We start from the raw sequence: 26,051 nt of genomic DNA on the forward strand, positions 1-26,051 counted from the left end.
TGTTTTTGGCATGCTCGGATGGATATCATATTACTTTTATTCTCCGGTTGTTAATTTTGATATTTTACACTTACGCTTATATAGGGTCCCTCGTTATCACTCGTTGTTTGATTCACCAACATAGCGCCATATTTACCTTCCGGTGTTAAGAAATACACGAGATTACCAGGTCCCAATGCAGCATCCCACTCCGTAATATTCGTTTGCAAAAGATTGATGTTAACTGCTTTTGCGCGTGCTTCGATTGCACTGGACGAAACCAGCTGTTGGCTAAAGATAGTTCCTGCTGACTTTATAGGCGCACTAAACATGGTATTTCTTTTCTCCCAGTCACTAATATCATAAACAGGTAACGGATTCGTAGGCGTATTAATCGAATATAGGTTAAACGATGCCCGATTAAGATGTGCCGGACGAGTATCTCTTAACAAATGAATGCCAAAATCGATGTCTTTGGAGTTTGTTTTTCCGCTTTGGTAATCGAATGCCTCTGCACGCCTCAACGAAAAAAAGCTCCTTCTATCGATGTTATCATCCATTGCCACGCCTCCTGCAAAGTTAACTCTGGAAGCGTACACCTTCCTGTTTGGCAGATGCGTATAACTTGGTCTTCCGTCCACGGTAATGTTGGTATAGCCATCCCCCATGTATTCATTAAATATATTCATTGCATAAACCCGGAAAGTCACCTTACCGTCTCTCATCATCTTATGCTTGATGACACCGGAATACGAACGTCGTTCATTTTCTTTCAAATTAATTATTCTTTCACCGTAGTTGCCAGTTCCAATTGTCGTATCGACAACCACCCTATACATATCTTCATTCGCTGAAGTTATCGTATAGTGAATATGCACGCTATCTCCATCATTTAATACGGCATCTTCTGTAATAGAATACTCACTTTTATTATGGAAAGTGACCTCTATATCCTTAAACATTGTGAAGATACTTTCTGCCTCTTTTTTACAAGAGTTGAATGCCAACATCACTAGCAAAAAGGACAGGTATTTCAATATTTTCATTTTTTCCATCGTTAAAATTTTTGTTAACCAGTATACTTAATTTACTAATTGCTATCATCCAATGGGTCAAACGTTCCGCCTTCCCATCCGATCGTCGGATCAATATCTACCCCTCTATACACATAATCGTTGTGAAAGGTATAAAAATAATGGTACTCGGGGATATCCATTGTCCTAAAGCCATTACCTTGCGGTAAAATCGTATAAGGTCTAAAATACTTTAAGTATACCTCCCGATTGTTGATGTCGAGCCCATCTCTAAACGGACGGTTTGTCCCTGGATCAATAGTTTCCAATATATTAATTGCCTTTGTCCGTTCGTCTTCAGGTTTCGGTGCTAAACGGTCATATTCCAACTCAATCTGTATGGTCTCCAACAATTCACCAGACAACAGATGCCATCTTCTTGTCCTGCGCAGATCAGAGGTTCGTTTATTTTCAAAAGCAAATTCTATCATACGCTCGTTGATCAACAAATCCCGCATTTCTTGGATACTTGCAATTCTACCCAACCCATAATCATTGCCTCCTTGTTCGACACCGGCCCGTTGCCGGATTTCGCGTACCATTGTTTTGGCCAAGCCCATATCGCCCATCTCGTTGGCGCAATCCGCTAAATTCAGCATGACTTCAGCAAAGCGCATCTCGATCCAATTCATGCCGCTTCCTCCAAAATTATTGGAATACGGTACAGATCCGTAAGCCAACCCAGGTGTTGTGAATTTCTTATTATATACCGCCCAATTAGAACTCTCTAGTGCACCGCTATTGCTTGCCCCTACATAGTTCCATTGTCTTCTATTGTTATTACCACTCAGCGGCCAGTGACTTCCATTGTATGCCAGCGTTGCTTCAAAACGCGGATCTCTATCTTTCCAGAACAGCACATCATCATACGTATAATTGCCCGGTTCATCAATACGATTACCATCTTTCATCGGATAAGATTGTAATAATTTCAACGTGGCACGGTAAGCATTGTGAGGGTTTCCGTTCTCGGACCTGGGGCGGGACTTGCGTTCTTCATCATGGCCCCTATTTTCCCGTGTAGCAGAGTATGGCCTAAATATAATCGCTTCGGTATTAGCAGCTCCCTTTGTTTGAAAAATCTTACCGTATTCAGGTAATAAGCCGTGTCCTGCAGTAACACAAATATCATACGCTTCCTTATTGGCCTGCAAGGCTGCTTGCCAACGCGACTGGTCATACGGATGTTTAGGATCATTTAGTGGGTTAAATTGTGGGCTTGCCCAATATAATAGCGCTTTCGCTTTTAACGCCGCAGCCGCCGCGTATGTAATTCTGCCCAAATCATCACTTTCCCATTGAACACCATCTAAATATTCCATCGCCTTTGTCAAATCATCTATGATAACATCGAAACATTTTTTTGCACTTGCCCTGCCCCGTGCTTGTATATTATCCGGATCCTGCGGTTCCAACACCAATGTTACACCACCGTATACTTTCACCAACTCGAGATATACCATTGCCCGCATGGCATGATATTGGCCCAGGAACTCCCTCTTTTTGTCTTCCTCGATCGTCCCCTCCGGTATATATTTAATCGCATTGTTACAACGGGCAATATCCATATAGCGGTTGTCCAGATAATTGGTTGTGTACTTATTCCCTACATAACGCACATCATGATTATTCAAAGGAGCACCATAAATACCCAAAGCCTGCGCTCCGTATCGGCCATCGGAAGCAAAGAAATGTTCATCGCTCACTAGATGGATATCAAACCTATCTGGCACTGTCTGCCAGGGGAATCTCGGAATAATCAACTGATAGGTTGCATTTAGGTGCATATCGACAGCGCCTTCGGTACTCCATATCGCGGCATCCATCCCGCCCCTATCAGGCAGGATAAAAAAATCGTCGTTGTTAAAGCAGGAGGATAACATAGCCGATGACAGGCAAATCAATAATCCTCTTCTGAAACGGGTATATATATTTTTTTTCATCACTCTTCTATTATTATAAGTTAGCACTCAAACCAATGGAAATCGTCCTCACTGTTGGATAATCGTAAACACTCGAGGTATACGGATCTTTATAACTGAACGGATTGACCAATGTCCACAGGTTATTACCGGTTAATAGCACTCTTGCCCCTCCCAAACCTAACCGTGTGGCAAGACCTCCGGGAACCTTATAGCTCAGCGTCATGTTATTGATCCGGATCGTCGTTCCGTTTACTGCCCAGAAATCGGAATTGGCATTGATATACGGATCATCATTCCGCGGATACTTTCCACTCATCGGATCTTCCGGTGTCCAACGATCTTTCCAAAAAGACGGTACATTCGTGCTCACTCCTGCCTTTGTCCGCGCCCTGCCATCGTAAAACAATTTTCCTCCGAAGCGCGCATTGATATTGGTACTCAGATTAAAATCCTTATACCCTACAGCAATGTTGATACCCGAAGAGAAAATTGGCGTAATCTTATCAAATAAGAGATCTTGGTCAAAGTGATTGATCACACCGTCACCGTTGGTATCCTCGTAGATCAGCCAGCCCGGTTGCGGTATTTGCCCATTGATGGTATAGTTGGGGTTTTCAACTAAAAAGGCATCGATCTGCTCCTGTGTACGGAACATGCCCTGCGTTCGGTAGCCGATGTTACTGCTGGTGTATGTGCGTGGGTCTACTCCTAACTTCGTTCCCATCCACTTGCCATCGGTACGGTCTTTTGTCAACAGATCACCCATTGGATAAATTATGCGGGAAACAACGGAATTTCCCCAACCAAAGTTGATACCCGTATTCAAGCTCCAATCCGTCCCGATCCGCGTGCGGTAACCCACAGTAAACTCAGAACCCCAGTTATAGGCCTCCCGGTAATTAACCACCGGTGCAATCAGACCTGCGTAAAGCGGATTCATATTCTCCGCTCCCTTATCAAACCCATCAAACACCTTGTTTTGGAAAAACTCTATACCCAGATTTAATTTATTATCCCACATCGTGGATTCTATGCCAAAGTTAAATGTTCGTTTCTTTTCCCAGGTAATATTTAAGTTGGGGTATTTGCTTGGATTTACGCCAATGCCGTAATTGTTGTCATCGTCACCGAACAAATAACCACCATTCAAACTCACTACATATCTCTCCTGCCATAAACGTTCATCTACCCGATCATCTCCTGTAATCCCATAATTTACCTTGAACTTCAAATGGTTCACAAACGACACATTGTCCTTGAAGAAGTTTTCTTCACTGATAATCCATCCCGCACCGATACTGGGGGATAGCCCCCAACGGTCGCCCCGGGCAAAATTAGACGAAGCATCTAGGCGAGACACAAACTGCAGTAAATATTTTTTGTTAAAATCATAATTTACCCGCCCAAAAAAAGATCGCTTGGTATTCTCCCCAATGGATCTTGAGGTTAATTGCATACGGTTCACGTCAAATGCCCAATGATCTTCAAAACCTGGCAGCAACTGATCTGTCCACCGCAACCCCATATTTTCATTGTCCGACACCGTTTGCTCCCCACCAACCACAACATCTACACTGTGACCAGCAAATGTTCCAGCATAATTTAGCGTAACAAACCCCTGGTAGCTGTTGTCACGACTCAAGCTTGATGACAGGGTAGCGCTTTCAGGTGCCCGTCCCCATACTTCCGGATTGTCTGGATTCAATGTTGTCGAATAAAGCTGTCCATTATTTCCCATAGGTAGAAAATTATATCGTCTATAAGATGGTTGATATTCGTTACTTCTGCCGTTTCCACCACCTTGAGAGACCTGTAGTTTCGCCGTAAAACCCTTTAAAAAGGTAGGCTGATACGTCAAGCTTGCATTGATACGGTATGCTTGGCTTTTCTGCTTATGATTATAACCAGAGCGAATCAGTGCCAATGGATTTTCTGAATTACCCCAATTAAAATTTACAGGCATCCCGTCGATTTCCATCGGAACCCAGTCCGGTCTGGAGACTACCTGTGTGAAAAAGGTATTGTCCGTACCCAATCCTAAGCTGTTTTGGCTTTCCCGTATCCGATGGTCTATATTGAAATTGACGTCTGCCGTTAACCCTTCTAGAATTTTCGCACTTAGACCACTGCGCATTGTATACTTGTTCTCTTTCATGCCAGCATAATTTCCATTTTCATTCTGAAAACCGCCACCCACGAAGAACGTCACCCGTTCTCCGCCTCCGGATATGCTCAAATTATGCCGCTGCATCAACGACGCCTGCCATAGCTGATCATACCAACTCTTCGTATCCAACCCTTTCAGATATGCTAGATCATCATCTGAAAACAAGTCACTTTCCGGTCTGTTATTCATCCGAAATCCCTCATTAAGATACTCTGCCAGCTCGTAGGATGACAGCATGTCGGGGCGCCGGGCTGCATCGGTAACACCCACATAGCCATTGTAGGATATACTTGGCTTACCTTGCTTTCCGCGCTTCGTTGTCACCAATACAACTCCTTTTGCTCCGGCAGCACCGTATATAGCTGCAGAGGCATCTTTCAAGAAGGTTATATTTTCTACCATGGAAGCATCCAAAGCATCAAAGTCATCTGCACTTACCGTGATACCATCTATTATATACAGCGGTTCCGATGTCGATCCGATGCTACCACCGGCGTCACTTGTCGTTGCTCCCCGGATATTTAGGGAAATGCGGGATCCTGGTCGTCCGGATTCCTGGCTCACCCCCACACCGGCAACTCTATTTCGTAAAGCTCCCGCTATATTCGGCGCAGGAATATCCATTAATTCCTCGCCTGTTACCGTCTCTACCGAACCTACAATCTCTGAACGCTTTTGCGTCCCATAGCCCGTTACAATGACTTCATCAATCGCGTCACTGGGTTGTAACTCGACAGTGATACTAGTCATCCCTGCAACATTAATCTCTCGCACTTGATACCCAATGTAACTCACTACGATTGTCGTATTCCTTTCGGGCAGGTTGATTCTGAACGTACCGTTTTCATCGGTTGTCACACCCGATTTCGTTCCTTTCACCAACACGGTAGCACCAACCACTGGGTTCCCCTCCTGATCTACCACTTTACCCGTGACGTTAATAAATGCATCGAGTTCGTTTAACGTAAATAGTTTTTTTTCCGTTGAAGCAAAGCTTGCTATGGGAATCATAAGCAACGAAGCTACAATGATCTTTCGTACCCCTTGCAGAAATGCAACAGGCAACTCAGCACGACTCTTCATATATTTCATTTTAAGTTTATTCATTTTAAAAATCGGTTTCGTTTCCATTCATCTCTTCTCCAATTATGGTCTCCAACGCGGATCGCCAACGTTATAAAGTTCAGCTTCCTTAATAGTAAAATCTCCGCTACTAGGATCCGCAAATACTTGAGCAGAGGACTTACCTGCTGACATTAGACCGGCGATAGCAGTTCCTGTAACATCGGAGGTCATGAAAGAATTATTTATGTTGATGGATACCTTTCCACGAGAATTATTAGCGGCCGAAGAACCATATATACTATTATTTACTGTCAGGCCATTTGTAAACAGACCGTCATTATTCAAATCATAAAACCGTCCGGCGCCTGAATTATAAATTGTTACATTAGCAATTGTGAAAGAATCATCGTGATTCGACCTTTTGTTAACAGAAACATAAATCACCCTGTTCGCATTGTTGATTGTACTATTGGTTATAGATACATTACGTAAGTTAGTATTAAGCCTACTCACACAAGAAACACCAAAATCCCCAATATTCTGAACGATGCAGTTATTTATTTTGTAATTTCCAACCTCCAAAGAAGAAGAAGTATTGTCATCCGCAGCCCGAACGCGAACTACCCCACGGTGATCTGAGATAAGACAATTCTCAAAGATGATTTCAGCAATTTTACCATTCACCTGAATATTAAAGACATACCCTCCATTGATATTACTTGTCAGCTTAACGTCTTCAAAAACAATGGAACCTATCTCAACACCCGCTTTAATATTTAACGACGAACTTATCTGAATATGTGCTGGAGCTGTAAATCCGGGTTCACTAATAATTTTCACTGATTTGTCAAACAAAAAAGTCTCTGTAAAGGTATAAACCTCACCTCTTTTTAAGACAATAGTTGCTCCATCTGCGGCACTTTCTAAAGCCTCTCTCAATGCCGCTGGATTACCGGAAATTTGTCTAAGGTTTATAAAACTAGGATTATCTACTCCTAATTTTGTTTTGAAGGTTATCACTCCCATACTCTTTTCACCAGCAAAAAGTTGCGCTGTGTATTCTTGATCCGGCGTTAATCCTTCAATCTGTTTACTCGCGTTGGTCTTGTTATCGCCGGTAATCACAAACGGCTGATCAGCTATCCCTTCGGCCGATAGAACGACAGATGTGATGTCATCGTTTTTTTCCCACCGCAATATCACTCCTCTATCGATCAATTCATGGTTTTTGACGGACCGGAAAATATTGATTTCCCGTACCTTGTCCAGAATATGGAATACCTCGGATTGTAACCAATTTGATCGAGCCTCATTTTGTCCGGCGACAGCACGTATCCGGGCGTAATAATCTTCAAAGTGAGTTAATTGATTTGCATTCAGATGGATAAAGGCCGAATCTAGCTGCGTAGTATAGACCTCTTGTGTCTGGTCCGCAAACGTCGGATCTGACGAAACTTCGATTTCATAGCGGATATCGGGTTTGTGTTCTCCTTCCCACGCCGTCAATGCCTTATTCCAGCTTAATCTAACGGCAGTATCCAAATGTACAAGCCGAATGGCCCCATCGAGTCGTGTCAAACTCGTTGGCGGACCTTGTGCCGTATCCTTATCACACGCATAAATAGAGGCAATTAACAAAAAGAAAATGCCCAATTTACCCAGTGAAAATGCACTACCCATAAAGTACTTAAATCTCATGTCTTTAGGTTTTGTTATTAATTAAATTATTGTTTATTCCATAATAAATTTCATCTACCATTTTGGTTTATGCCACTATAGCAGAAAACTACATTAACGTTATTTTAGACGATTGGTAAATTTGCTAGTCAGTTGATAAAAAATGGTTCAACCAATACCCCTCATTATACTTGCCTGTTAATATTGTACATAAGATACACTACAGTATCTTGCGTTTTTGCAACATCTACGATATTTCAGTTATTTTTTTTCCGATCAGTCAGTATTAAAAAAAAACATCTATAATTTCATTGTTCACCCTCTTCACTAAACAAGAATTAAATAGAAACATGTTGTAACTAATATATAATCGCTAGTCGTTGTAACAAAATTGACAATAATTAATATTTTAATATTGTATCCCATTACCCTATTACTATAAGATATTAGCATAACTGCCACACATATGTTACAATTATGATTTGGATATCAAAGCTAACGTTGAAAAGCGCTAAAAAAGAGACTGGTCTTGAACGAGTGCAAAGAAGAAACGCTACAAATTTCTATGTTCCACTAAGAATATTAACCTGACGTGTCATGCTATCACCTTCTGCATCCGTAACTGTAAACTCAAATGAACCTACGCCAGCGGCTGACGGCTTGAAAACAGCTATTCCGCTTTTCAACGATACAGTGCCGTTCTCGGCATTACCTGCTTTGAATATCGGATTTTGCGTAAATCCTTTGGCCAACTCTTTAAGATCTATTTCTAAGGATTCCCCTGCCACCGCGCTAAAGTGCGCTTTGGACATCCATTGCAGATAATAATCCAATTCCGTGTAACCATCGCGATTAGTATCCAGATTCGTATCTGAAAAATCACCTTTCGGAGAATTCGGATTTAATCCACGATGGAGTTCCCACAAATCCGGTAGTCCGTCGTGATCACTATCCCAATGGGCAGCACGTTTTACTTGGGGGTAATCATCATAACCGCCTACATCATCTTGATGATCGGGGAAACCCGGTTTGCCGGATATGCTCCCGGTTGCTGAATAGGTGCTATCGATCGTTTCCTGAATAATACGTTGATCGTGTTCATCCAGCCCTGGTTGGTTATTGCCCACATCAGACAGCACCAGTTTATAAGCCAGCCGTGCACTATGGGTCGTTACTTTCGAATCGAAAAACGGCTCATCGACAAACGTTTCGTATTTTTCGGAATCGCCATTGCTATACCTTGCTTTTCTACCCTCTTCCTGGTTTTGTTCATCAAAATGCCCAGGCATCACATTACCGGCAAAATAGCATCGTTGCATTCCCTTTCCGACATTTTCATGATCGCCAATGAAAGCAAAGAATTGGGTCGTTCCTGCCCCTGGTTTATAATAATTATTTACAAAGTTGACTTCCTGCGCACCGCCGTCTGTCGCGCGACCACCCCAGTTATATACAACATTATTACGAAGATCCAGTTTGCCGCTATAAAACCCATCACCATTCAGGCCACCAGCCAGACTCCAGTTTCTGCCGTAGCAATGTGCCAATAGATTGTGATGGAAGCTTCCTATATCTCCACCAATGCTGGCAGCATAGCCATGCATTTTACCCTTTTCATATTTGCTGTGGCCGGCTGTATTCAACGCCTCTGAGATTAGCGTACGTTGTAGCGTAATATTTTTTGCTCCACGAGAACTGAAAGCTTCATCTATCGTCCAACTGATAGAACAATGGTCGACAATACTATAATTCGCTCCCGTTAACCCCATACCGTCCGCCGTTTTTCCAGCACCCAAACGGACGCGCAGGTATTGCGCGACCACATCATCTCCGGTAAATCCAAAAGGAGCCCCTGCAATACAGATTCCTTTTCCAGGTGCTGTTTGTCCAGCTATAGTCACATAAGGCTGGTTCGCGACCAAGCGAGATTTTAGATTAATAATACCCGAAACAGCAAAGACAATCGTCCGGGGACCGGTATGGTTCTCCACAGCTTCACGCAGACTTCCCGGTCCGCTATCGTTTAAATTCGTTACTTCCACGACGATTCCGCCACGCCCACCTCGTGCGTAGCGTCCGTATCCTTCCGCTTCTGGAAACGCCAATTGTGCAGGCTTAAAATACCAAACATTACCTTTCGTTTTACCGCCGTTGGTAATTTCGTCTACCCGCCAGTAATACGTATCCATACTGTAAAGATCTGCGGCTGTGTATTCGGATGCGCTTTGTTGTCCCTTAAATTCCGAAGAGCTAGGTGTGGCATCCGCAACTGCAGCCGAATCCAAACCAAAATAAACTTCATGTCTTGTGGCACCGGGAGCTGCTTCCCAAGTTAAGGTAAATTCTTTGTCTTGTAGCTCTACATGCTCATCGGCATTACCTGGTGAAGGTGACTGGGCCTGCTTTGCAGCATTAGGTGTATTGATTTCAAAAGCATTGATCGCCAAATTTCTAATAACGGAAGCCCTTTGGTCTGCCGCTTCAAATACAACAACAGCATCCCCGCCTTGTTTCACGTTTAAATAGGTATAGGCTGTTACCGCATCCGCCGTTTTGAGCGCCCTTACGCTAGGCTGCACCGTTTGTTTTTTACCGTTGTGCGAAATTACGATAGGACTGTACCTATTACCGTCGCTATGGGGAATATTGTGATATGTTAGCAAGGTGTTCTCACCTTCCGGCAATCCGCTAATACGCATCTCCATTTTTCCTGCTGCGTCTCCATCTTTCAGCGCTATCCCGTCGGAAACCAAATAAGCGAAATGAGGGGAACCCATACCTGTTTTGTACCATTCAGAAGCAAGTTCGCCCTTATTTGACCCCACTTTTACAAAGGTAATTTTTATATTGCCTTCGGTGAAACTGTCGGAAGTACCGGCTTTTATCTGCCAGGAAGAATAACCGCTTTCGTTCGTTTCAGCAACCCGGCGGTTGCTTTCATTAAGATCGACTTTCACCACTGGCTTTTGTTGGGCAAAAACTGCCAACGACGTTATAAGGCATGAAATTAATAGTAAATATCTTTTCATCTTGAACCTGATTATGGTTAAACTCTGTAAAAAACGGTAAAATAAATACAGTAAGGAAGGCGTCTGTTGAATCAGCTACTTACAAATTTATTCAAATCTAGGAGGCTTCGTATATTGTTTATTATATCATTTTTACGCGTTTTTCTAACATCTTACCGAATTAATAAACTGGTTACTAAGGAAAAGAGGGAGCACAAAAACAGACAAAAGGTTTAAAAACGCGCCAATTTTCGGGGTATCCCAAAAAACTTTCTGGCGCGTTTTTAAACCTTTACAGACGCTATTTGAGCTCCTTTACAGGTAAAAATCACGATTTTTGATGCCGTTAAGGCTGCTTTTTAGGATAGGTTATGTAAAAACAGTTGTTGAAAATCAGCTTCATGTTTTACAAAAACAACTTCATCTTTTCGGCAAACAGCTACACTATTGAACACGAAAGCATTACTTTCTGAGAGAAGAGGTTTACATTTTAACCAAATAGCTTTATCAACGACCCAACTAAGTCTTTCGTTTCTCTGGGCCTGATCAGTATCTATCGTGCATAGACTTTCCCAACTTGTATCCTAGCAACGCCGAAAGAAGAAATAAAAGAATATTTCCAACGAGAAAGCCCATTCCGTAAGAATTGAGGCTTCCTCGATTAATATGTAAAGTATGGTATATTTCCACTGCGCTTATAAAGGTCAAGGTGAGCGAACCAGTTAACACCGTTCCTTGTATCGCGCGTATCAATAAATGGCCTTTAAAATTCTTAAAGAAGTTCATCACTGATTACAAATTCCTCGTTTGGAGCGTACATACTTAATGTCACTGCAGATAACAAACCATTAGTAAACGTTCGACCAGTTTTAAAACAATCGCTTTCTGGCCCTATCACCACCGCATCTGTATAGGTTTTTGATACAGGTAGCAATCCGTATATAGCGTAGTGGCTTAAAATTATCTTTTTCTGATCTATCGGAGGATACGTGTTTTTATTGCTGACTATTAGTCCCAGTAAACACAGCATGTAAAGCAACTCGATTTTCATTGGATTGATAAAAAAATTCTATATTAAAAGTTCTTCGATTTTAATCGCCATTCCAGTGGGAAATAAACGATCTCTTCGTCGTCTATCCGTAGATATCCCATTCCTTCCATTTTTATAATTCCCGAAGAATGGCTGATGAAATAGTCTGCATAGAATTGTGGATGAGACGAAGCCGTCTGCCGTACTTTGTAAACATCCGTAAATGTCTTTCCAATAGCCTGTATAGTGGTGCTTGCCTCTACTACCTTATAGGTGATCGTTCCCGAAAGATCGTCATCCTCTGGATCCAAAGGTGCTGGAATAAAATATTCCCAACTGTCCCCAACCTTGGCATCTCTCTTTAACATCGTAAATTTCAGGTTACTGTCTGGCCAATCCGTTGTCATCGTAAAGGTCTGTTGATCGGCATACCAAAAATGATCCATCGCTGGTAGTTCTGAACCCACAAAATTCAACAGTACCTTGAAATAGTTTTCTTGCGTTTTATCAACAACCTTATAACTGATTTCTGCCTCACCGGCTTCGGTTATCATCCTATAGTTCCATTGATTACCCACTTTCATAAAGGGAAACGTTGGTTTCTCCAGTTCCTGATGTTCGTCGCGCTTGCATGATAACAATATCAACAACAACAAACCTGACATAAGAATTAATACAATTTTCTTCATAATATTTATTTTTTGCGAAACTAAGCGGATATCAACCTGAAAAGAACTGTAGTAAAGCGTATTAGCAAATTTTCCGTACTGGTACGGATGTCCTGCATCAAAATTCCATTGTATCTTAGTCGCTCGCTGATGCACTTCGTCGATCAATAACAACTTTAGTAGAAAGAAATGCGTAGAAAAATTAAACTACCTATATTTCAGCTCAATAAAGAATATTACTAGATTATCTATGTACACATTTTGTTTATTTCTTTTTGTCGTCCTGCCTTCCGAAACTTCTTCTTTCATAGAGAAGCAAGACACTACTCGGATTTCTCATTTAGTAGAAGTAGCGAAACAAAAACATAAGGAAAGGCTGTTGGATTCTGCGGAATATTATTTCAGACAGGCCGGTGATCTTGCCGAACAACTAAACGCTGAATCCGGCAAACTACTATTCGCCGGCAATTACAGTGTATTTCTATATGACCAAGTGCGATTTGAGGAGGCTATGGAATATGCACAACTCGCCTTGACCATAAGCTTACGCTTAAATAACCGACCGAAAGCGGCAGCGGCATACAATAATATTGCTTTACAACATCAGGCTCAGGGGCAATTGAAAGAAGCCGCCAAAAACTTAATCAATGCATTGGAAATTTCCAACGAAATCAAAAATCCGGCACGCAAAGACTTGTCCGATAGAAGAAAATATCTCAACAATTTAAGCTCTCTGTTTCTGGACCTCCATGACCTGGATAAAGGTTTACAATATGCATGGCAGTCTTATGAAATAGCCCGGCAGTTAAAGGACACCATATCCATGGGCAACAGTTTGGTAAATGTCATGGTTGCGGAAGCCATGGCAGGAAAACTGACTGACGCTGTACGTCATGGGAAACAGTATTTATCGATAGGGCGTTCTTATGGTGACCTACAGATGGAAATTAAAGCATTGAACAATCTTGCCGACGTATACCGTATGCAGCAGTTTTATCCGCTAGCACTGGAAACATTTGCTAAAGCCTTGGCCATAACGCCGAAGTCTATGCCCGGCAATGAAGTTTATACACTATCGGGAATGTCGCGGGTATTTAAAGAAATGGGGAACGTACAAGCAGCAAAGGAATATTTCGAAAAAGCACTTAAACTAGCAGCAACGGAACTGGCAACACCGCAGCTTGTCGATTTATATAAAGATGGTGCCGACATCAACGAAGCACTCGGGGACTATAAACAGGCGTTGGATTTTCACCAAAAACATACACAACTAAAAGATTCGCTACAGAGCCAAGAAACACAAAAAACAATACAAGAACTTGAAGTACGGTATGAAACGGTGCAAAACAGAAAACAAATTGCCGAACGGGACCTCAAAATCGTAGAGCAGGCCGCAGAACTCGATCGTCGGAATAAGTGGTTTATTATCTATATCTTCTCTATACTTATATTGGTGTCTGGATTACTCGTCCTAAGGCTGTTAAACCTGCAAAAACGAAAGGCCCAGTCAACGGAATTGCAAAAGAAGTTAATAGAAGCACAATTAGTAGGTGAGGAAAGGGAACGGGGACGAACAGCGAAGGAACTGCACGACGGCGTAGCCAGTATTTTATCGGCAGCAAGGCTGCAAATCAACGCGATGACTGAACATAGTGACTCGCGGAAGACGTTCAAAGATGTAAGTCAACTGATAGAAATAGCTGTGCGCGAAATACGGAATATCTCACACAACCTTGCTCCGGAAATGATTCTCAAGGAAGGGCTTGGTTATGCCATTCAATCATTTTGCCAAAGAATAAATAAGCCGGACTTTCAATTGCATTGCTACGTCATAGGAGAACTTCCAGAATTGGATAAACCCTCGCAGTTAACCATATATCGCGTTATCCAGGAATGTGTGACCAATATCTTGAAACACGCACAGGCTACTGAAGGAATAGTACAACTCATAGAAGAACAAGGACGCTTACTGATTACAATTGAAGATAACGGAAAAGGATTCGACACTGAACCTATTTGGGCCAACGGAATCGGTTTTCACAATTTGAATACCCGGATAAAATCATTGCAAGGTAACCTCGATATTCGATCTTGCGCAGGAAAGGGAACTTCTGTATTTATAGAAATCGACTGCCCTACGAATAAGTGTTTGGACAACATGACAGCCAGTCTCTAAAAAAACGTATTTCATACTATAAGGCTTTTTACGTACTAGTACGGTAAAATACCGCCCCAATTATCTCTTCTTTTGTACAAGAAAATAACTTCAGCATATATGATAACTATTGGAATAGTAGACGATCATTCCTTGATCATCAATGGGCTTCTAAAAATGCTACAAAATGAACCGGCATGTCAAGTCCTATTCACCGTTCAAGACGGTGTCGATTTATTACAAAAATTAAGTGAACAGCTACCGGATGTGCTCCTATTGGATATTGAGCTACCTGATACAAACGGCATTGATCTTTGTAAAAAGCTACTTATTTTATATCCGAAGCTTGCCGTTATTGCACTAACTAACCATGACGACGTCGTATATGTCCGAAAAATGATGAGAAACGGTGCAATGGGGTACTTACTTAAGGGCACAGAAAAAGAGCCTCTCCTGCAAGCTATCGAAACTGTCGCAGCAGGAGAACAGTACATCGATAGGCAAATTGAACAAAATATCCTCCAACAATCTATTCATGGAAGAAAAGCAACGGCCTACGTTAAGTTAACAAACAGGGAACTCGAGATTCTCGCTTTGATAGCGAATGAGTATTCCAATCAAGAAATTGCCGACAAACTTTTCCTTAGTGTCCGTACGGTAGAGTCACATCGGCACAGTCTCAATCAAAAGCTTAATATAAAAACGACGGCAGGACTTGTTAAAGAGGCTTACCTCCGTGGCCTTGTTTAACTCCGATGTACCAGGTGTTTACGAATCCGGCTTAAACTGTCCTGATGTATTGCCAAAAAAGACGCAATATACTTTAACGGCACTTGCTGAATAACAAGGGGTTGGGTTTCCATCAAATGGATATAGCGTTCTTCGGCCGTCATACAGATAGAATTGATCTGGATGTCCTGCAACCATCTAAGCAGCGTATCCATTACAGCCAGATCCATGGCTTCCATCTTTGGAATATGTTTTTTTAAGTGGAGCGCACTTTCCTTTTCCCAGATCAATACATCGATCTCACTCAATGATTCTAAGGAACAGGTAGAAATCTCACCACTTTGCAGATATAATGGCGTAGATAAGAAATAATTCCCGGAAACAATACCCAAGGTATGATCCACATCGTTATGAACGCGGTATAATCTTGCAATCCCCCGATTGAGAAAATACAATTTATCCACCTTCTTCCCTTGTTCCATCAGTACGGTATATGCAGGTAAAACTTCACGCTTGGTATATGTTCGTATAATATCAAACTCATCTGGAATGAAGTGAATGTCATACGCCTCCGCAAAAGCGCATACGTGTTCAAAATGGTGTCTCAAAAGCATATTGATTCTCTGCCAAATTGTATGAACACGAAGATAACAAAAATTACAGCAACTTCATTTTCTGACATTTGTCAGTTCAAATTCACTATGCTCCTATCTATTTTTGGAGAAATTTGATAACGATGGAAATGAGAAAACAAACTTTACTTATTGTAGACCGGGATTGTTTCTTTCGTAAACAACTCATTGCGGACGTGAAACATAGCCATTATCCCGCTATTTTCTGGGAGGCCGGCAATGGTCCGGAAGCTTTACGGTACATCGACGCGCTACAGCCAGATGTCGTATTCCTTAACGTAAGACTGCCCGGCATCAACGGATTTGAGGTATTGGACAGAACAGAACATTCGCCCGCCGTAGTCTTGACTTCCGAGTGTACCACCGATGCAGCTAAAGCTTTCGAATACGATGCGGTGGACTATCTACCGAAGCCTTTTACCACCAAACGTCTTCAGGCATCCTTACAAAAACTGTGGTGTAAGAATAACGTGGTGGGGAATCCATCTGATAAAAAATCAACCTTATATCCACGACGTATTCTAGTAGAAAAGGGAAATCGTCTGACCTGTCTTCCTGTTTCCGAAATCACGCATTTAAAAGCGGACAAAGATTATACCTGGATCTATACCCTGCACAACGAATCTTTTTTAAGTACGCAGGGAATAGGCCAATTTATGCAAAGACTTGACCCCCAACAATTTTTACGCATCCATCGATCATACGTCGTGAATCTAGATCATCTAAAGGAACTATACAAGGACATTCACAAAACGTTCATCACGCTACCCAACAATGTCGAGCTGAACGTCAGTCGAAACTATCTTCCGGTCATCAAAGATTTGATGTATTAGATTATCGCACATCACTTATACGCTATCAGTTCCTGTTTCAATGCTGCAATTTCACCTTGCCGGATACCATGGCCATCGGTAATCTGCCATATCAATCCTTGAATTCTACTATGGATTCTCATCCATTCCGGCGTAACATAATCCGGTTCATGGGCTTCCACGGGGTCCCAGTGCCGGGTTACCCTCAATTTCGGATGCTCTTTGACGATATCGATAAACTGTAACAGGTTTTTATCATTGGTTACCAGAAAATCCTGAAAGTTATTGCGTGAAATAGGATAACGTTGTTCCTCTGCTTCATTATCGTACCAAGGCATGGAGCGTTTTTCGTTCAAGCATGCCATACCGATATAAATGGTAGTGGTATCTCTTCCACTACCGATCCGCTCGGTAGGCGGTACCGGGACGAGGAACTTTTCTATGCTTATTCCGTTTTGCTTATCGTGATCCATACTAACGACTACTAAACCGGCAGGAAACTCAACAATCACCGGTGGTGTGCCGGGCATACGGTCGTTTACTAAGTTAACATCAACATAGAAAAAGTTGGTATGCGCATATAGCTTGCTGATATCAGGGTCAAACTTGTGATATCTCCGTTGCACGAGACGTATGCCTTCCGGCAACTTCAAGGGTTGCCCTAAAGGATAGGCGTCGCTTTCTCCTATTCCAGACTGTTCTCTTGATGTTTCGATCACGATTTTATAGTCGTCGTCGGTTCCGGGAAAAGGTTCTGTCTCTTCTGTATCGCCCTTACAGGACAGCAAAATAAATAAAGAAGAGAAAAATAGAAGGCTATTCATCCAGTTATACATAGCTATTGATTATATTCTACCATAAAACAGTTATCACATTGTCCGGCAATCTGAGGTTCGAAATCGAAAGTCAACGACTCCTGAAATGCTTCATTGCTGTTCCAAGGTCTCAGTTTTAACTGCTTGCCTCCGTAATGTGCTGTTAGTGTATATCGTCCGATAGGTATATCTTGAATTTGATGCCCATCCAGCGCTTTCCGTATCAGCATCTCCCCCGGCGAGCCGTCTATCAACTCCCCCTCCGGCACAAACCGAAACACAATTTCTTCACTTTCCAGATATACTCCGGGAAAATTAACTACAGTAATTAACCCGCCGTAGTAACCGGGAAGAGGCTCGAGCCTTTCCCCCGCCAGCTTCCAAGTAAAGTTACGCACGGCTCCTTCTCCACCGAAACCAGCAAAATTATCGGGATGTAGATATAGCTTATATTGACGATCATGATAAATTTTGCTCAGCTGGGCGAAAGCATACCAAGAGCCGGTTGGCACGGCCAGGGTATACTGTCCTTGCCTATCCGTTTTTGTTGATAGATAGCTATTAAAAAAAATGCTATTATCCACCAGAATGGTTACGTCCACCAGTGGTGAGCCACGCTGGTCTTGCACTCTCCCACTTACCCTGCCGGATCTATCTATATCCGTATTGTGCGAGCAGGCGAAGTTCAATAGAATTATACTTAAAATATACCTTTTCATGTCAGCAAAATTACCGATCAAAAGATGTCCCCTCTATCGTACTAACCCGGTATTAAACAGAATCAGTAATGCTACGGAACGGCATCCTATCCACCTAATACACTAGAATAGAGACACTACAGCTATACGGATTTTTTGGTATTCCGTAGTACCACGTAAAATTTGATCTTTCTCTTCGTCTAATTTTGCTTAACAAAACTTAAAACAAATCATGACGAAGATTAAAAACATTGCATTTATTACATTAATGTACATTTTGTATGCGACAACCTCTCCCGCACAGTCTTTCCAAAAAGGTGACAAGATGCTTAATCTAGGTGTAGGAATCGGGGGTGGCTTTGGTATTCCTATAGGGTTAAGTTATGAACAGGCTATTTCTGATCGAATCAGCGTAGGTGCTTACGCAGCATTTTCAACTAAAAAAGAATCTTTTGGCGGTTACGGTAATTGGAAATACACCCATATATTGGCCGCTGCCAAAGGGTCATACCACCTGAAAGTAAATTCAACGAAGTTCGATCCATATGGCGGAATCATGCTCGGTTATAACATCGCTTCCGTTAAATGGAATGGGACAGATGATGCTCCTATTTCTGCTTCTGCCGGAGGTTTCTTATGGGGAGGGCATATTGGTTCTAGATACTGGTTTACCGAAAAAGTCGGTGCCTTCGCAGAGATAGGTTATGGTGCGGGAATATTGAACGTTGGGATAACTTTTAAACTTAAATAATATACCCCAGATGAAAAACACACTGGTATGGACGAGAATTCTTCTAGTTGTTGCGATACACATGATATGTGTCGTTAGTCCACTCTATGCCCAAGGAATTCTGAAAAAAGTAAAAAGCAAAGCAGAGAACACGGCGGTGAATAAAATACTCAACGAAACAGACAAAGCCGTATCGAAAGGAATCGACAAAGCTATAGAATCGGTTTCTTCCAACGGACAGGAGACAACGGCAACACAACAACAGAACAAGTCGATGGACAATGTCACTGAACCTCAAAATATCAACACCCTCCAGTATTTCAGTAAATACGACTTCGTCCCCGGCGATTCTATAATATATGCAACGAACTTTTCAGAAGAACCCATTGGAGAATTGCCTTTAGGATGGAATAGCAACGGTAGTTCCGTTATTGTAAATTTAAATAACATCGAGGGAAAATGGCTACGCATGGCACAACGAAGCGTCGTTTTAACTAGTAATGAACATAGTTTTAGCCAAGATTTTAGCGTAGAATTTGATATGGTATTGGATATCGATTTTCAAGGATGGGTCGTCCCCGAGTTCCAGTTTGGTTTATTAGCGTCAGGTGAGCAGCTTCCTACAGCAAACAAACTATTGAACGATCAAAACGGCGATAAATCTTTCTATATGGCCATTTCTCCACAATCTAATTCTGGAACGTACAGCTTGGACTCCTATGAAAAGTATACTCGATATTTCAATAGCGCAGCAAAAACGGACAATAAGGTAAAAGAATGGTATGGACGAATAGCCCACGTGGCTATGCAAGTTCAAAAAGAACGTTTGCGTATATGGATTGATGGAGAGAAGCTGTATGATGTCCCAAAAGGAATAGCGAAAAATGGAGTATTTAACCAATTGTTTTTCAAATTAGCGAGCAGTCCTTACAAGGATGAACAGATCGGCATTTATATTAATAATATCAAAATAGCTAAAGGTTTGGTGCCACCTAGCCAACGGCTTCTTCAAAACGGTTCATTTACAACGACCGGGATACTATTCGATACAGGAGCTTCACGCATAAAACCGGAGTCGTTTGGTGTTATAAAATCCGTTGCCGATCTGCTGCTACAGGATCAGACACTACGCCTGCAGATCGTGGGACATACGGATAATGTCGGCGATGATAAGAAAAATCTGACGTTAAGCGAACAAAGGGCGGCTGCTGTCAAAGAGATACTAGTGACCTTGTATGGCATCTCTGCAGATCAATTAGAGACATTAGGAAAAGGTGAATCGGCTCCCGTTTCTGCCAACGTCTCGGAAGTAGGGAGAGCCCAAAATAGACGCGTCGAATTCGTAAAACTGTAACAGGCACTCATTGAAAAAGGCTGCTGCGTAATCGCAACAGCCTACCAAACTAACTAAACTAATAAAAGAGTGCCTTTAAAGGGGTTATAAAGGCTTAACAGTCTTTTCTGGAACTACACTGTTCAAGTAATTTTCTATATGTGCATATCCATTTTCACTTATCTTTGCAGCATCAGCAGCGTTATTAGGATCTAACCCCATCTTTACTTCCACATCGTCCGGAATGCCATCGCTGTCAGCGTCTTTATAAGGTGTTCCTATATATTCGGGATAACCACCAACTTGATTGACATCCGTAATAATACCCTGTTTATAAGAATCCATCGGCAACCGTCGTTTTACATAGGGCGATTGCTGTATGGGTTCTTTGGGTTCTATGTAGAACACTTTGCCCGTTTTCACCTGCTTTACGATACGTTCATCCACCGCATCACGCTTTGGAAGCGTAGCGCCCACGTTTTTCAAGACATAATCGTACGTCTCATGTGCGGATAATATCTTTCCAAAATGCGATAACGGAAGCGGCTTGTCCACCTTGATTTTCGCTAAGTAAGGAGTAGGATCACCATCGACTGCCGGCTGCACACCGCCATCCCAATTATCTTTCGTTACTTTATCGTTCCCTTCCACCACATTTCCGTGGACATAGGCTTTACCAAATGTGTTCGCATTTTCCTTGTCTCTACCGGATTCCGGTTTCAAAATACGATAAGATATAGCCTCATCTTTAGGCGTAATAGGTCCCGGCTTATAATAATTATTGATAAAATTAAATTCAGAACGATGGTCTCCCCCATCCGCACTTCGGTTCCACCAATTCCAGACTACATTATTGACAAACCCAAAGTCGCCATACATACCGATGGAAGGATTACGACTGATATTAGATGCCCATAAATTACGCATAAACGTACTGTTCAAACCACCTATTGTACTTCCGAAGGCATGATTGTACGTATCCAATGCTTCCGAAAATATAGAGTTTTGAATGGTAATATTTACTGTAGGTAATTTTAAATCTTTCCCACCCCTATCATACACATGCCGATACATCGACATATTTTCGTCTAATCCCCAACTGGCCGAAACGTGATCGAGGATAATATTTCCGACACCATTTCCGCCCAAAGCGTCATCCCGTCTGGTCACCTCTGTTGCTCCTCTGCGGAAACGCATAAACCGTATGATGACATCGTGCGTATCAATCAAAAAGGATTCACCTGCTACACAAACGCCATCGCCCGGCGCTGTTTGTCCGGCGATCGTGATATAGGGTGCCTGGATAGTAATGGGCTTCTCTAACTTGATAATACCCGCGACATTAAACACGACAATCCGTGCACCGCCTGCTTCACAAGCTTCGCGCAATGTACCCGGCCCGCTGTCCGCCAAACTGGTCACGACGAATATGCGACCACCTCTGCCACCTGGTGTGTATGCTCCTCCACCCTCAGCACCCGGGAAAGCGAGTATATCTGCCTGAGGCAAGTCTTCTGGTTTAGCTGCCCAGGGAATATAGGGTTTACCTTCTTGTTCCATGACAGCCTTTGCCGCTTCCCAAGCTTTCTCGAGCCTTTGTTCTTCTGCTTTCTCGCGTGCATCCGCCATGTTCTGCAATGAATCAGGAATGACCGGATATTGCGCGAACGACAGAAACGGGAGAAACAATAACAACCCAGGTATACACGATTTGATATTCATCCTTTATCCTTTTGAAGCTAATTCATTTAAATAAATCTCGATATTAGCATATCCTGACTCGGTGATTTCTGCTGCATCATTCGGATTTTTCGGATCCAATCCCATCTTCACTTCTACGTCGTCCGGAATACCATCATTATCCGAATCCTTATAAGGTTTCCCTTTATATTCCGGATAACCACCTACTTGAGAAATATCGGTGATGATACCTACTTTGTAAGAATCTTTCGGTAATCTCCTATGTTCAAAATCTTTCTCAGGCAAGGTCACATTTTTCAACGGAGTCGGTTTTCCGTCGCGCACTTCTTTTATAATACGCTGATCTACGGGGTCACGTCTAGGCAAAGTCGCTCCTGCATTCGTCAACACATGTTCATAAGCTTTCTCAGCCGGCATAATATGCATTTCTGCCGTCGGCAGGGGTTTGTTTACTTTGGATTTCAGCATATAATTTGTATAGCTTTCTCCCGTAGCTAAGCTCCCATCTCCTTCGTAAAATTGTACGCCTCCTGCCCAGTTGTCTGCTGTTACTTTCGGGTTATCTGCCACGATATTACCATGCACATAAGCCCGTCCAAATACTTTATAATCTAGCTTACTACGCCCGGTTTCGGGTTTTAATAAGCGGTAACGTATTGGTGCATCTTCTGGTGTGGCTGGTCCGGGTTTGAAATAATTGTTGATGATGTTATATTGCGCGGTATAATCGCCACCATCGATAGCACGGTGTACCCAGTTATAGATCACATTATTCGCAAAATTAAATATGCCATTCCATCCGATAGAAGGGTTCCGTGCGGCATTATTTGCCCAGAGGTTACGCATAAACGTACAATTTTCGCCACCTAATGTGCTTCCAAATGCATGGTTCCAAGTATCTAAAGCTTCCGAGAAAATAGAGTTTTGAATCGTAATATTTACAGTACCTAATTTCTTTTCCTGCCCGCCTGTACTATCGTTGTACATGTGCCGATACATCGACATGTTTTCGTCTAATCCCCAACTGGCTGATACATGATCAATCATAATATTTCCTACAGGATTACCTCCAATAGCATCGTCTCTCCGCCCTACATAAGTTTCCCCTCTACGAAAACGCATGTGCCGGATAACGACATCGTGGGTATCGATCCAAACAGACTCTCCTGCCACAACAACACCGTCGCCAGGAGCTGATTGACCGGCAATCGTGATATAAGGAGCCCGAATGATTAAAGGCGTTTTTATCCTAATGATACCAGCAACATTGAAGACAATGATACGCGGGCCTCCCTGCTCACAAGCTTCTCTCAACGTCCCCGGCCCATTATCTTCTAGACTGGTTACGACATATACTTTACCTCCGCGGCCTCCAAAAGCGTACTTTCCTCCGCCTTCAGCACCAGGGAATGCTGCAATTTCTGCTTGCGGTAGATCCGTAGGACGCGCTGCCCAAGGAATATATGGTTTTCCTTGTTTTGCATATTCTTCAATAATGGGAAGAGCTTTTCCCCAAGCGATATCAGACTGTCGTCTGGCTTTATCCATCAACTCCTCCGAAGCTTGTCTCACGTCAGCCGGAATCTTAGGGTACTGTGCTTTTGCAGTTTGTATAGCGGCTACCGTAAAAATAGCCACAAGTAATGATGATAGTATTTTGTACATATACATAAGTTTAATGATAATATCCAGGCATATAACCCAAAATTGATATCAGCTACATCAAAGCTAGGGATATATTACACCGTTTGTTTATATTATCTTCACGAGAGATTGTAAGATATTATCAAAAACAAAACGGGCAACTTTATAAGCTGCCCGTTTTGTTTTATTGTTTTTTATTATTGCAACGGATCGAATGTTCCGGCACCGTTTAACCCGTCCCAACCTTTGGTTTGTTCGAGGTATGGGGACACGCTCATGATATTTTCGTGTAGGCCGAAATAATAATATTGCGGATACCATTTAAATGTCCAATTCGGCGATAAGTCCGTACGGTCCATATCATCCCGTTCGTGAACAACGAAATAATTATCATAAAGATAGTCCACATATTGCTCATACGTTTCAACACCATCTGGATAATCTGTAGCATCCCTATTGATAACGGGTGCTTCGCCACCTAATAATGGGTCTTCCTCTCCGAAGTACTCGCTCGCTCCATCTTTAATTGTAATTCTGTAGCCAGTTCGACGTGTACCATTAAGTTCCGGGATACCTAAACGGCTGTTCATACCTGTCGAATTATCAAACAACATCCAACGTCTTAGATCGTTGAAACGTTTTCCTTCGTAAGCAAACTCTACTTTTCGTTCGTCTAAAATAGCTTTAAAAAGTTTGTTTCTGTCGCCTGCAATACCTGCCAGGCCAAATGAACCGTCGTTATTTTCGATACCTGCACGTTCCCGAATAGCCTTTATACCTTCCAATCCCTCGTTTAGCTGGTTTATCCCTATAGCGCACTCAGCTAAATTTAAGACCACCTCAGCAAAACGGAATTCCATAAAATCGGTTCCACTTTCCTCAAAGTTGTTGATCGCATTGTTCGCTCCCAAATTGGAAGCTTTGCGTACATAAATCCCACTGGCATTTGCGCCTTTTGTTTCTGTAGGTGTATATGCTGCATCACTGCGTTTTTTCCACGAGTAAGTCCATAATTTATAATTATCTTCTCCGCTATAAGGCCAAATAGAACCATTGTACGCAAACGATTTATAAAATCGAGGATCACGGTTTTTATAGAACTTATTAGGATCGTAGGTATAAGCCGAGGTTGGATCCCCAATTGGTTTACCGTCTTTCATCGGGAAAGATTCCACGATTTGCCGCGTTGGAGAAACAGAACCCGCACCATTGATTTCCCGTGGCCGGATAGCCTGCTCCCAACCACTGTTTTTGGTAAAGTTCCCCCCTTTTGCTACATTATTAAAACCATAAACAATGACGGCCTCCGGGTTACCTACTTCTTCTAACCACATCGCTTCCCAAGCTTTCCCATTTTCCACTCCTCCTGTTGTATACAGTCCGAAACCGTTTTGTTCTAGTAATTCCTTTGCTGCTTTGTTAGCATCATACGCTTCCTGCCATCTGGATTCTTCGTCATTGGGGTTAAATAGCGGACTTGCCCAAGTTAGTAATACACGTCCCTTCACTGCAGCTGCGGCACCACTAGTAATGCGTCCCCAATCTGCACCGTCCCACCTGCCGGGTAATAACTCCATGGCCATATCGAGATCAGCACATATTTGCTCAATACATGCAGACGTAGAACTACGGGGTACAGCATTATTCTCCATTTCTTCCAAGGAAGGGGTTTGAGCTTCCAACACTAATGGCACACCGCCATATAGTCTAACCAATTCAAAATATTGCGAGGCACGCCAAAAAAACATCTGTCCTTTTAATTTATTCTTGGCGTCCTCCTCCATATCATACTTATCAACCTCGGTCAAAAACATATTAATCTGTCTCATCCTAGTCCACGTATTGTTACCTACACTAGTTCCCATACGTTGACCAAAATACTTGTTGACATGATCATTGATATAGGAAATATTACCCCACTCCTTATTGAAGTCCGTCTCTCCTCCTAATTCATCTGTAGTCTGGGCAAAAACATTGTTATACGAGCCATTTTCAGAAGCAGTTTGGGTAACAATAAAACCTGTACTATTGTTAGCCGGCAAAAACATGCCGTATACATAATCGATATATGCTTGTCCTAATACCGGATCTTTAAATACATCTTCGTTTACTCCACCCAAATCACGTTTCTCCTCTAAGAATTTATCGCTACAACCGGTACCGAGTAACAATAAAGCGAAGAATATTTTAATACATGAATGTTTTTTCAT

18 protein-coding genes are annotated in these 26,051 nt (G+C 42.4%); 5 read left to right on the top strand and 13 right to left on the bottom strand.

All coding sequences use genetic code 11. The features are described 5' to 3' along the window. Positions 1 to 50: 50 nt before the first annotated feature. The 7 genes from H8B21_RS03165 to H8B21_RS03195 all read right to left on the bottom strand — a co-directional run bounded on the left by H8B21_RS03165 (position 51) and on the right by H8B21_RS03195 (position 12,613). Positions 51 to 1,025, bottom strand: a complete 975-nt coding sequence (locus tag H8B21_RS03165) for a hypothetical protein (protein ID WP_190312318.1) — start codon at positions 1,023 to 1,025, stop codon at positions 51 to 53. A 44-nt stretch (positions 1,026 to 1,069) separates the two neighbouring features. After that, on the bottom strand, positions 1,070 to 2,995 hold the full coding sequence (locus H8B21_RS03170) for a RagB/SusD family nutrient uptake outer membrane protein (RefSeq protein WP_190312319.1): 1,926 nt from the start codon (positions 2,993 to 2,995) through the stop codon (positions 1,070 to 1,072). 13 nt (positions 2,996 to 3,008) lie between these two features. Beyond that, on the bottom strand, positions 3,009 to 6,251 hold the full coding sequence (locus tag H8B21_RS03175; RefSeq protein WP_223814806.1) for a SusC/RagA family TonB-linked outer membrane protein: 3,243 nt from the start codon (positions 6,249 to 6,251) through the stop codon (positions 3,009 to 3,011). Positions 6,252 to 6,290: 39 nt separating this feature from the next. Then, positions 6,291 to 7,907: a DUF5123 domain-containing protein gene (locus H8B21_RS03180; RefSeq protein WP_190312320.1), complete on the bottom strand. Its 1,617-nt coding sequence runs from the start codon at positions 7,905 to 7,907 to the stop codon at positions 6,291 to 6,293. Between the two features lie 542 nt (positions 7,908 to 8,449). Next, positions 8,450 to 10,915, bottom strand: coding sequence for a T9SS C-terminal target domain-containing protein (locus H8B21_RS03185; RefSeq protein WP_190312321.1), 2,466 nt, complete (start codon positions 10,913 to 10,915; stop codon positions 8,450 to 8,452). A gap of 751 nt (positions 10,916 to 11,666) precedes the next feature. After that, positions 11,667 to 11,945, bottom strand: a complete 279-nt coding sequence (locus H8B21_RS03190) for a Bor/Iss family lipoprotein (protein WP_190312322.1) — start codon at positions 11,943 to 11,945, stop codon at positions 11,667 to 11,669. A 23-nt stretch (positions 11,946 to 11,968) separates the two neighbouring features. Then, a complete protein-coding gene (locus H8B21_RS03195) occupies positions 11,969 to 12,613 on the bottom strand; it encodes a hypothetical protein (protein WP_190312323.1) in 645 nt (214 codons plus the stop codon). A 229-nt stretch (positions 12,614 to 12,842) separates the two neighbouring features. Here H8B21_RS03195 and H8B21_RS03200 point away from each other — a divergent pair, with 229 nt between their 5' ends. Continuing rightward, positions 12,843 to 14,768 (top strand): tetratricopeptide repeat protein, encoded by a 1,926-nt coding sequence (locus tag H8B21_RS03200; RefSeq protein WP_190312324.1) that lies wholly within the window; start codon positions 12,843 to 12,845, stop codon positions 14,766 to 14,768. Positions 14,769 to 14,867: 99 nt separating this feature from the next. Next, positions 14,868 to 15,497 carry a response regulator gene (locus H8B21_RS03205; protein WP_190312325.1) on the top strand — a complete coding sequence of 210 codons (630 nt, stop codon included), beginning with the start codon at positions 14,868 to 14,870 and terminating at the stop codon, positions 15,495 to 15,497. Here H8B21_RS03205 and H8B21_RS03210 read toward each other — a convergent pair. Continuing rightward, positions 15,494 to 16,090 (bottom strand): Crp/Fnr family transcriptional regulator, encoded by a 597-nt coding sequence (locus tag H8B21_RS03210; RefSeq protein ID WP_190312326.1) that lies wholly within the window; start codon positions 16,088 to 16,090, stop codon positions 15,494 to 15,496. The two genes, H8B21_RS03205 and H8B21_RS03210, sit on opposite strands and share 4 nt — an antisense overlap. A 122-nt stretch (positions 16,091 to 16,212) precedes the next feature. On the opposite strand from H8B21_RS03210, the gene H8B21_RS03215 reads away from it, so the two are divergent. Continuing rightward, complete coding sequence (locus H8B21_RS03215) at positions 16,213 to 16,941, top strand: LytTR family transcriptional regulator DNA-binding domain-containing protein (protein WP_190312327.1); 729 nt, start codon at positions 16,213 to 16,215, stop codon at positions 16,939 to 16,941. An 11-nt stretch (positions 16,942 to 16,952) separates the two neighbouring features. On the opposite strand, the gene H8B21_RS03220 is transcribed toward H8B21_RS03215, so the two are convergent. Next, positions 16,953 to 17,744, bottom strand: a complete 792-nt coding sequence (locus H8B21_RS03220) for a hypothetical protein (RefSeq protein ID WP_190312328.1) — start codon at positions 17,742 to 17,744, stop codon at positions 16,953 to 16,955. A gap of 14 nt (positions 17,745 to 17,758) precedes the next feature. Further along, on the bottom strand, positions 17,759 to 18,454 hold the full coding sequence (locus H8B21_RS03225; RefSeq protein ID WP_190312329.1) for a carboxypeptidase-like regulatory domain-containing protein: 696 nt from the start codon (positions 18,452 to 18,454) through the stop codon (positions 17,759 to 17,761). Positions 18,455 to 18,665: 211 nt separating this feature from the next. Between H8B21_RS03225 and H8B21_RS03230 the strand changes: the two genes are divergently transcribed. Beyond that, positions 18,666 to 19,184 carry a hypothetical protein gene (locus H8B21_RS03230; protein WP_190312330.1) on the top strand — a complete coding sequence of 173 codons (519 nt, stop codon included), beginning with the start codon at positions 18,666 to 18,668 and terminating at the stop codon, positions 19,182 to 19,184. Between the two features lie 10 nt (positions 19,185 to 19,194). Further along, the gene (locus tag H8B21_RS03235; protein ID WP_190312331.1) at positions 19,195 to 20,517 is read left to right on the top strand and encodes an OmpA family protein; all 1,323 of its coding nucleotides are present in this window, start codon (positions 19,195 to 19,197) and stop codon (positions 20,515 to 20,517) included. Positions 20,518 to 20,601: 84 nt separating this feature from the next. On the opposite strand, the gene H8B21_RS03240 is transcribed toward H8B21_RS03235, so the two are convergent. The 3 genes from H8B21_RS03240 to H8B21_RS03250 all read right to left on the bottom strand — a co-directional run bounded on the left by H8B21_RS03240 (position 20,602) and on the right by H8B21_RS03250 (position 26,051). Then, complete coding sequence (locus H8B21_RS03240) at positions 20,602 to 22,218, bottom strand: pectate lyase family protein (protein WP_190312332.1); 1,617 nt, start codon at positions 22,216 to 22,218, stop codon at positions 20,602 to 20,604. Between the two features lie 3 nt (positions 22,219 to 22,221). Next, positions 22,222 to 23,862: a polysaccharide lyase gene (locus tag H8B21_RS03245; protein WP_190312333.1), complete on the bottom strand. Its 1,641-nt coding sequence runs from the start codon at positions 23,860 to 23,862 to the stop codon at positions 22,222 to 22,224. Between the two features lie 176 nt (positions 23,863 to 24,038). Beyond that, entirely contained in the window at positions 24,039 to 26,051 is a 2,013-nt protein-coding gene (locus H8B21_RS03250; protein ID WP_190312334.1) for a RagB/SusD family nutrient uptake outer membrane protein, read from the bottom strand.

This window comes from Sphingobacterium chuzhouense, from assembly GCF_014692525.1.
GTDB classification, from domain to species: domain Bacteria; phylum Bacteroidota; class Bacteroidia; order Sphingobacteriales; family Sphingobacteriaceae; genus Sphingobacterium; species Sphingobacterium chuzhouense.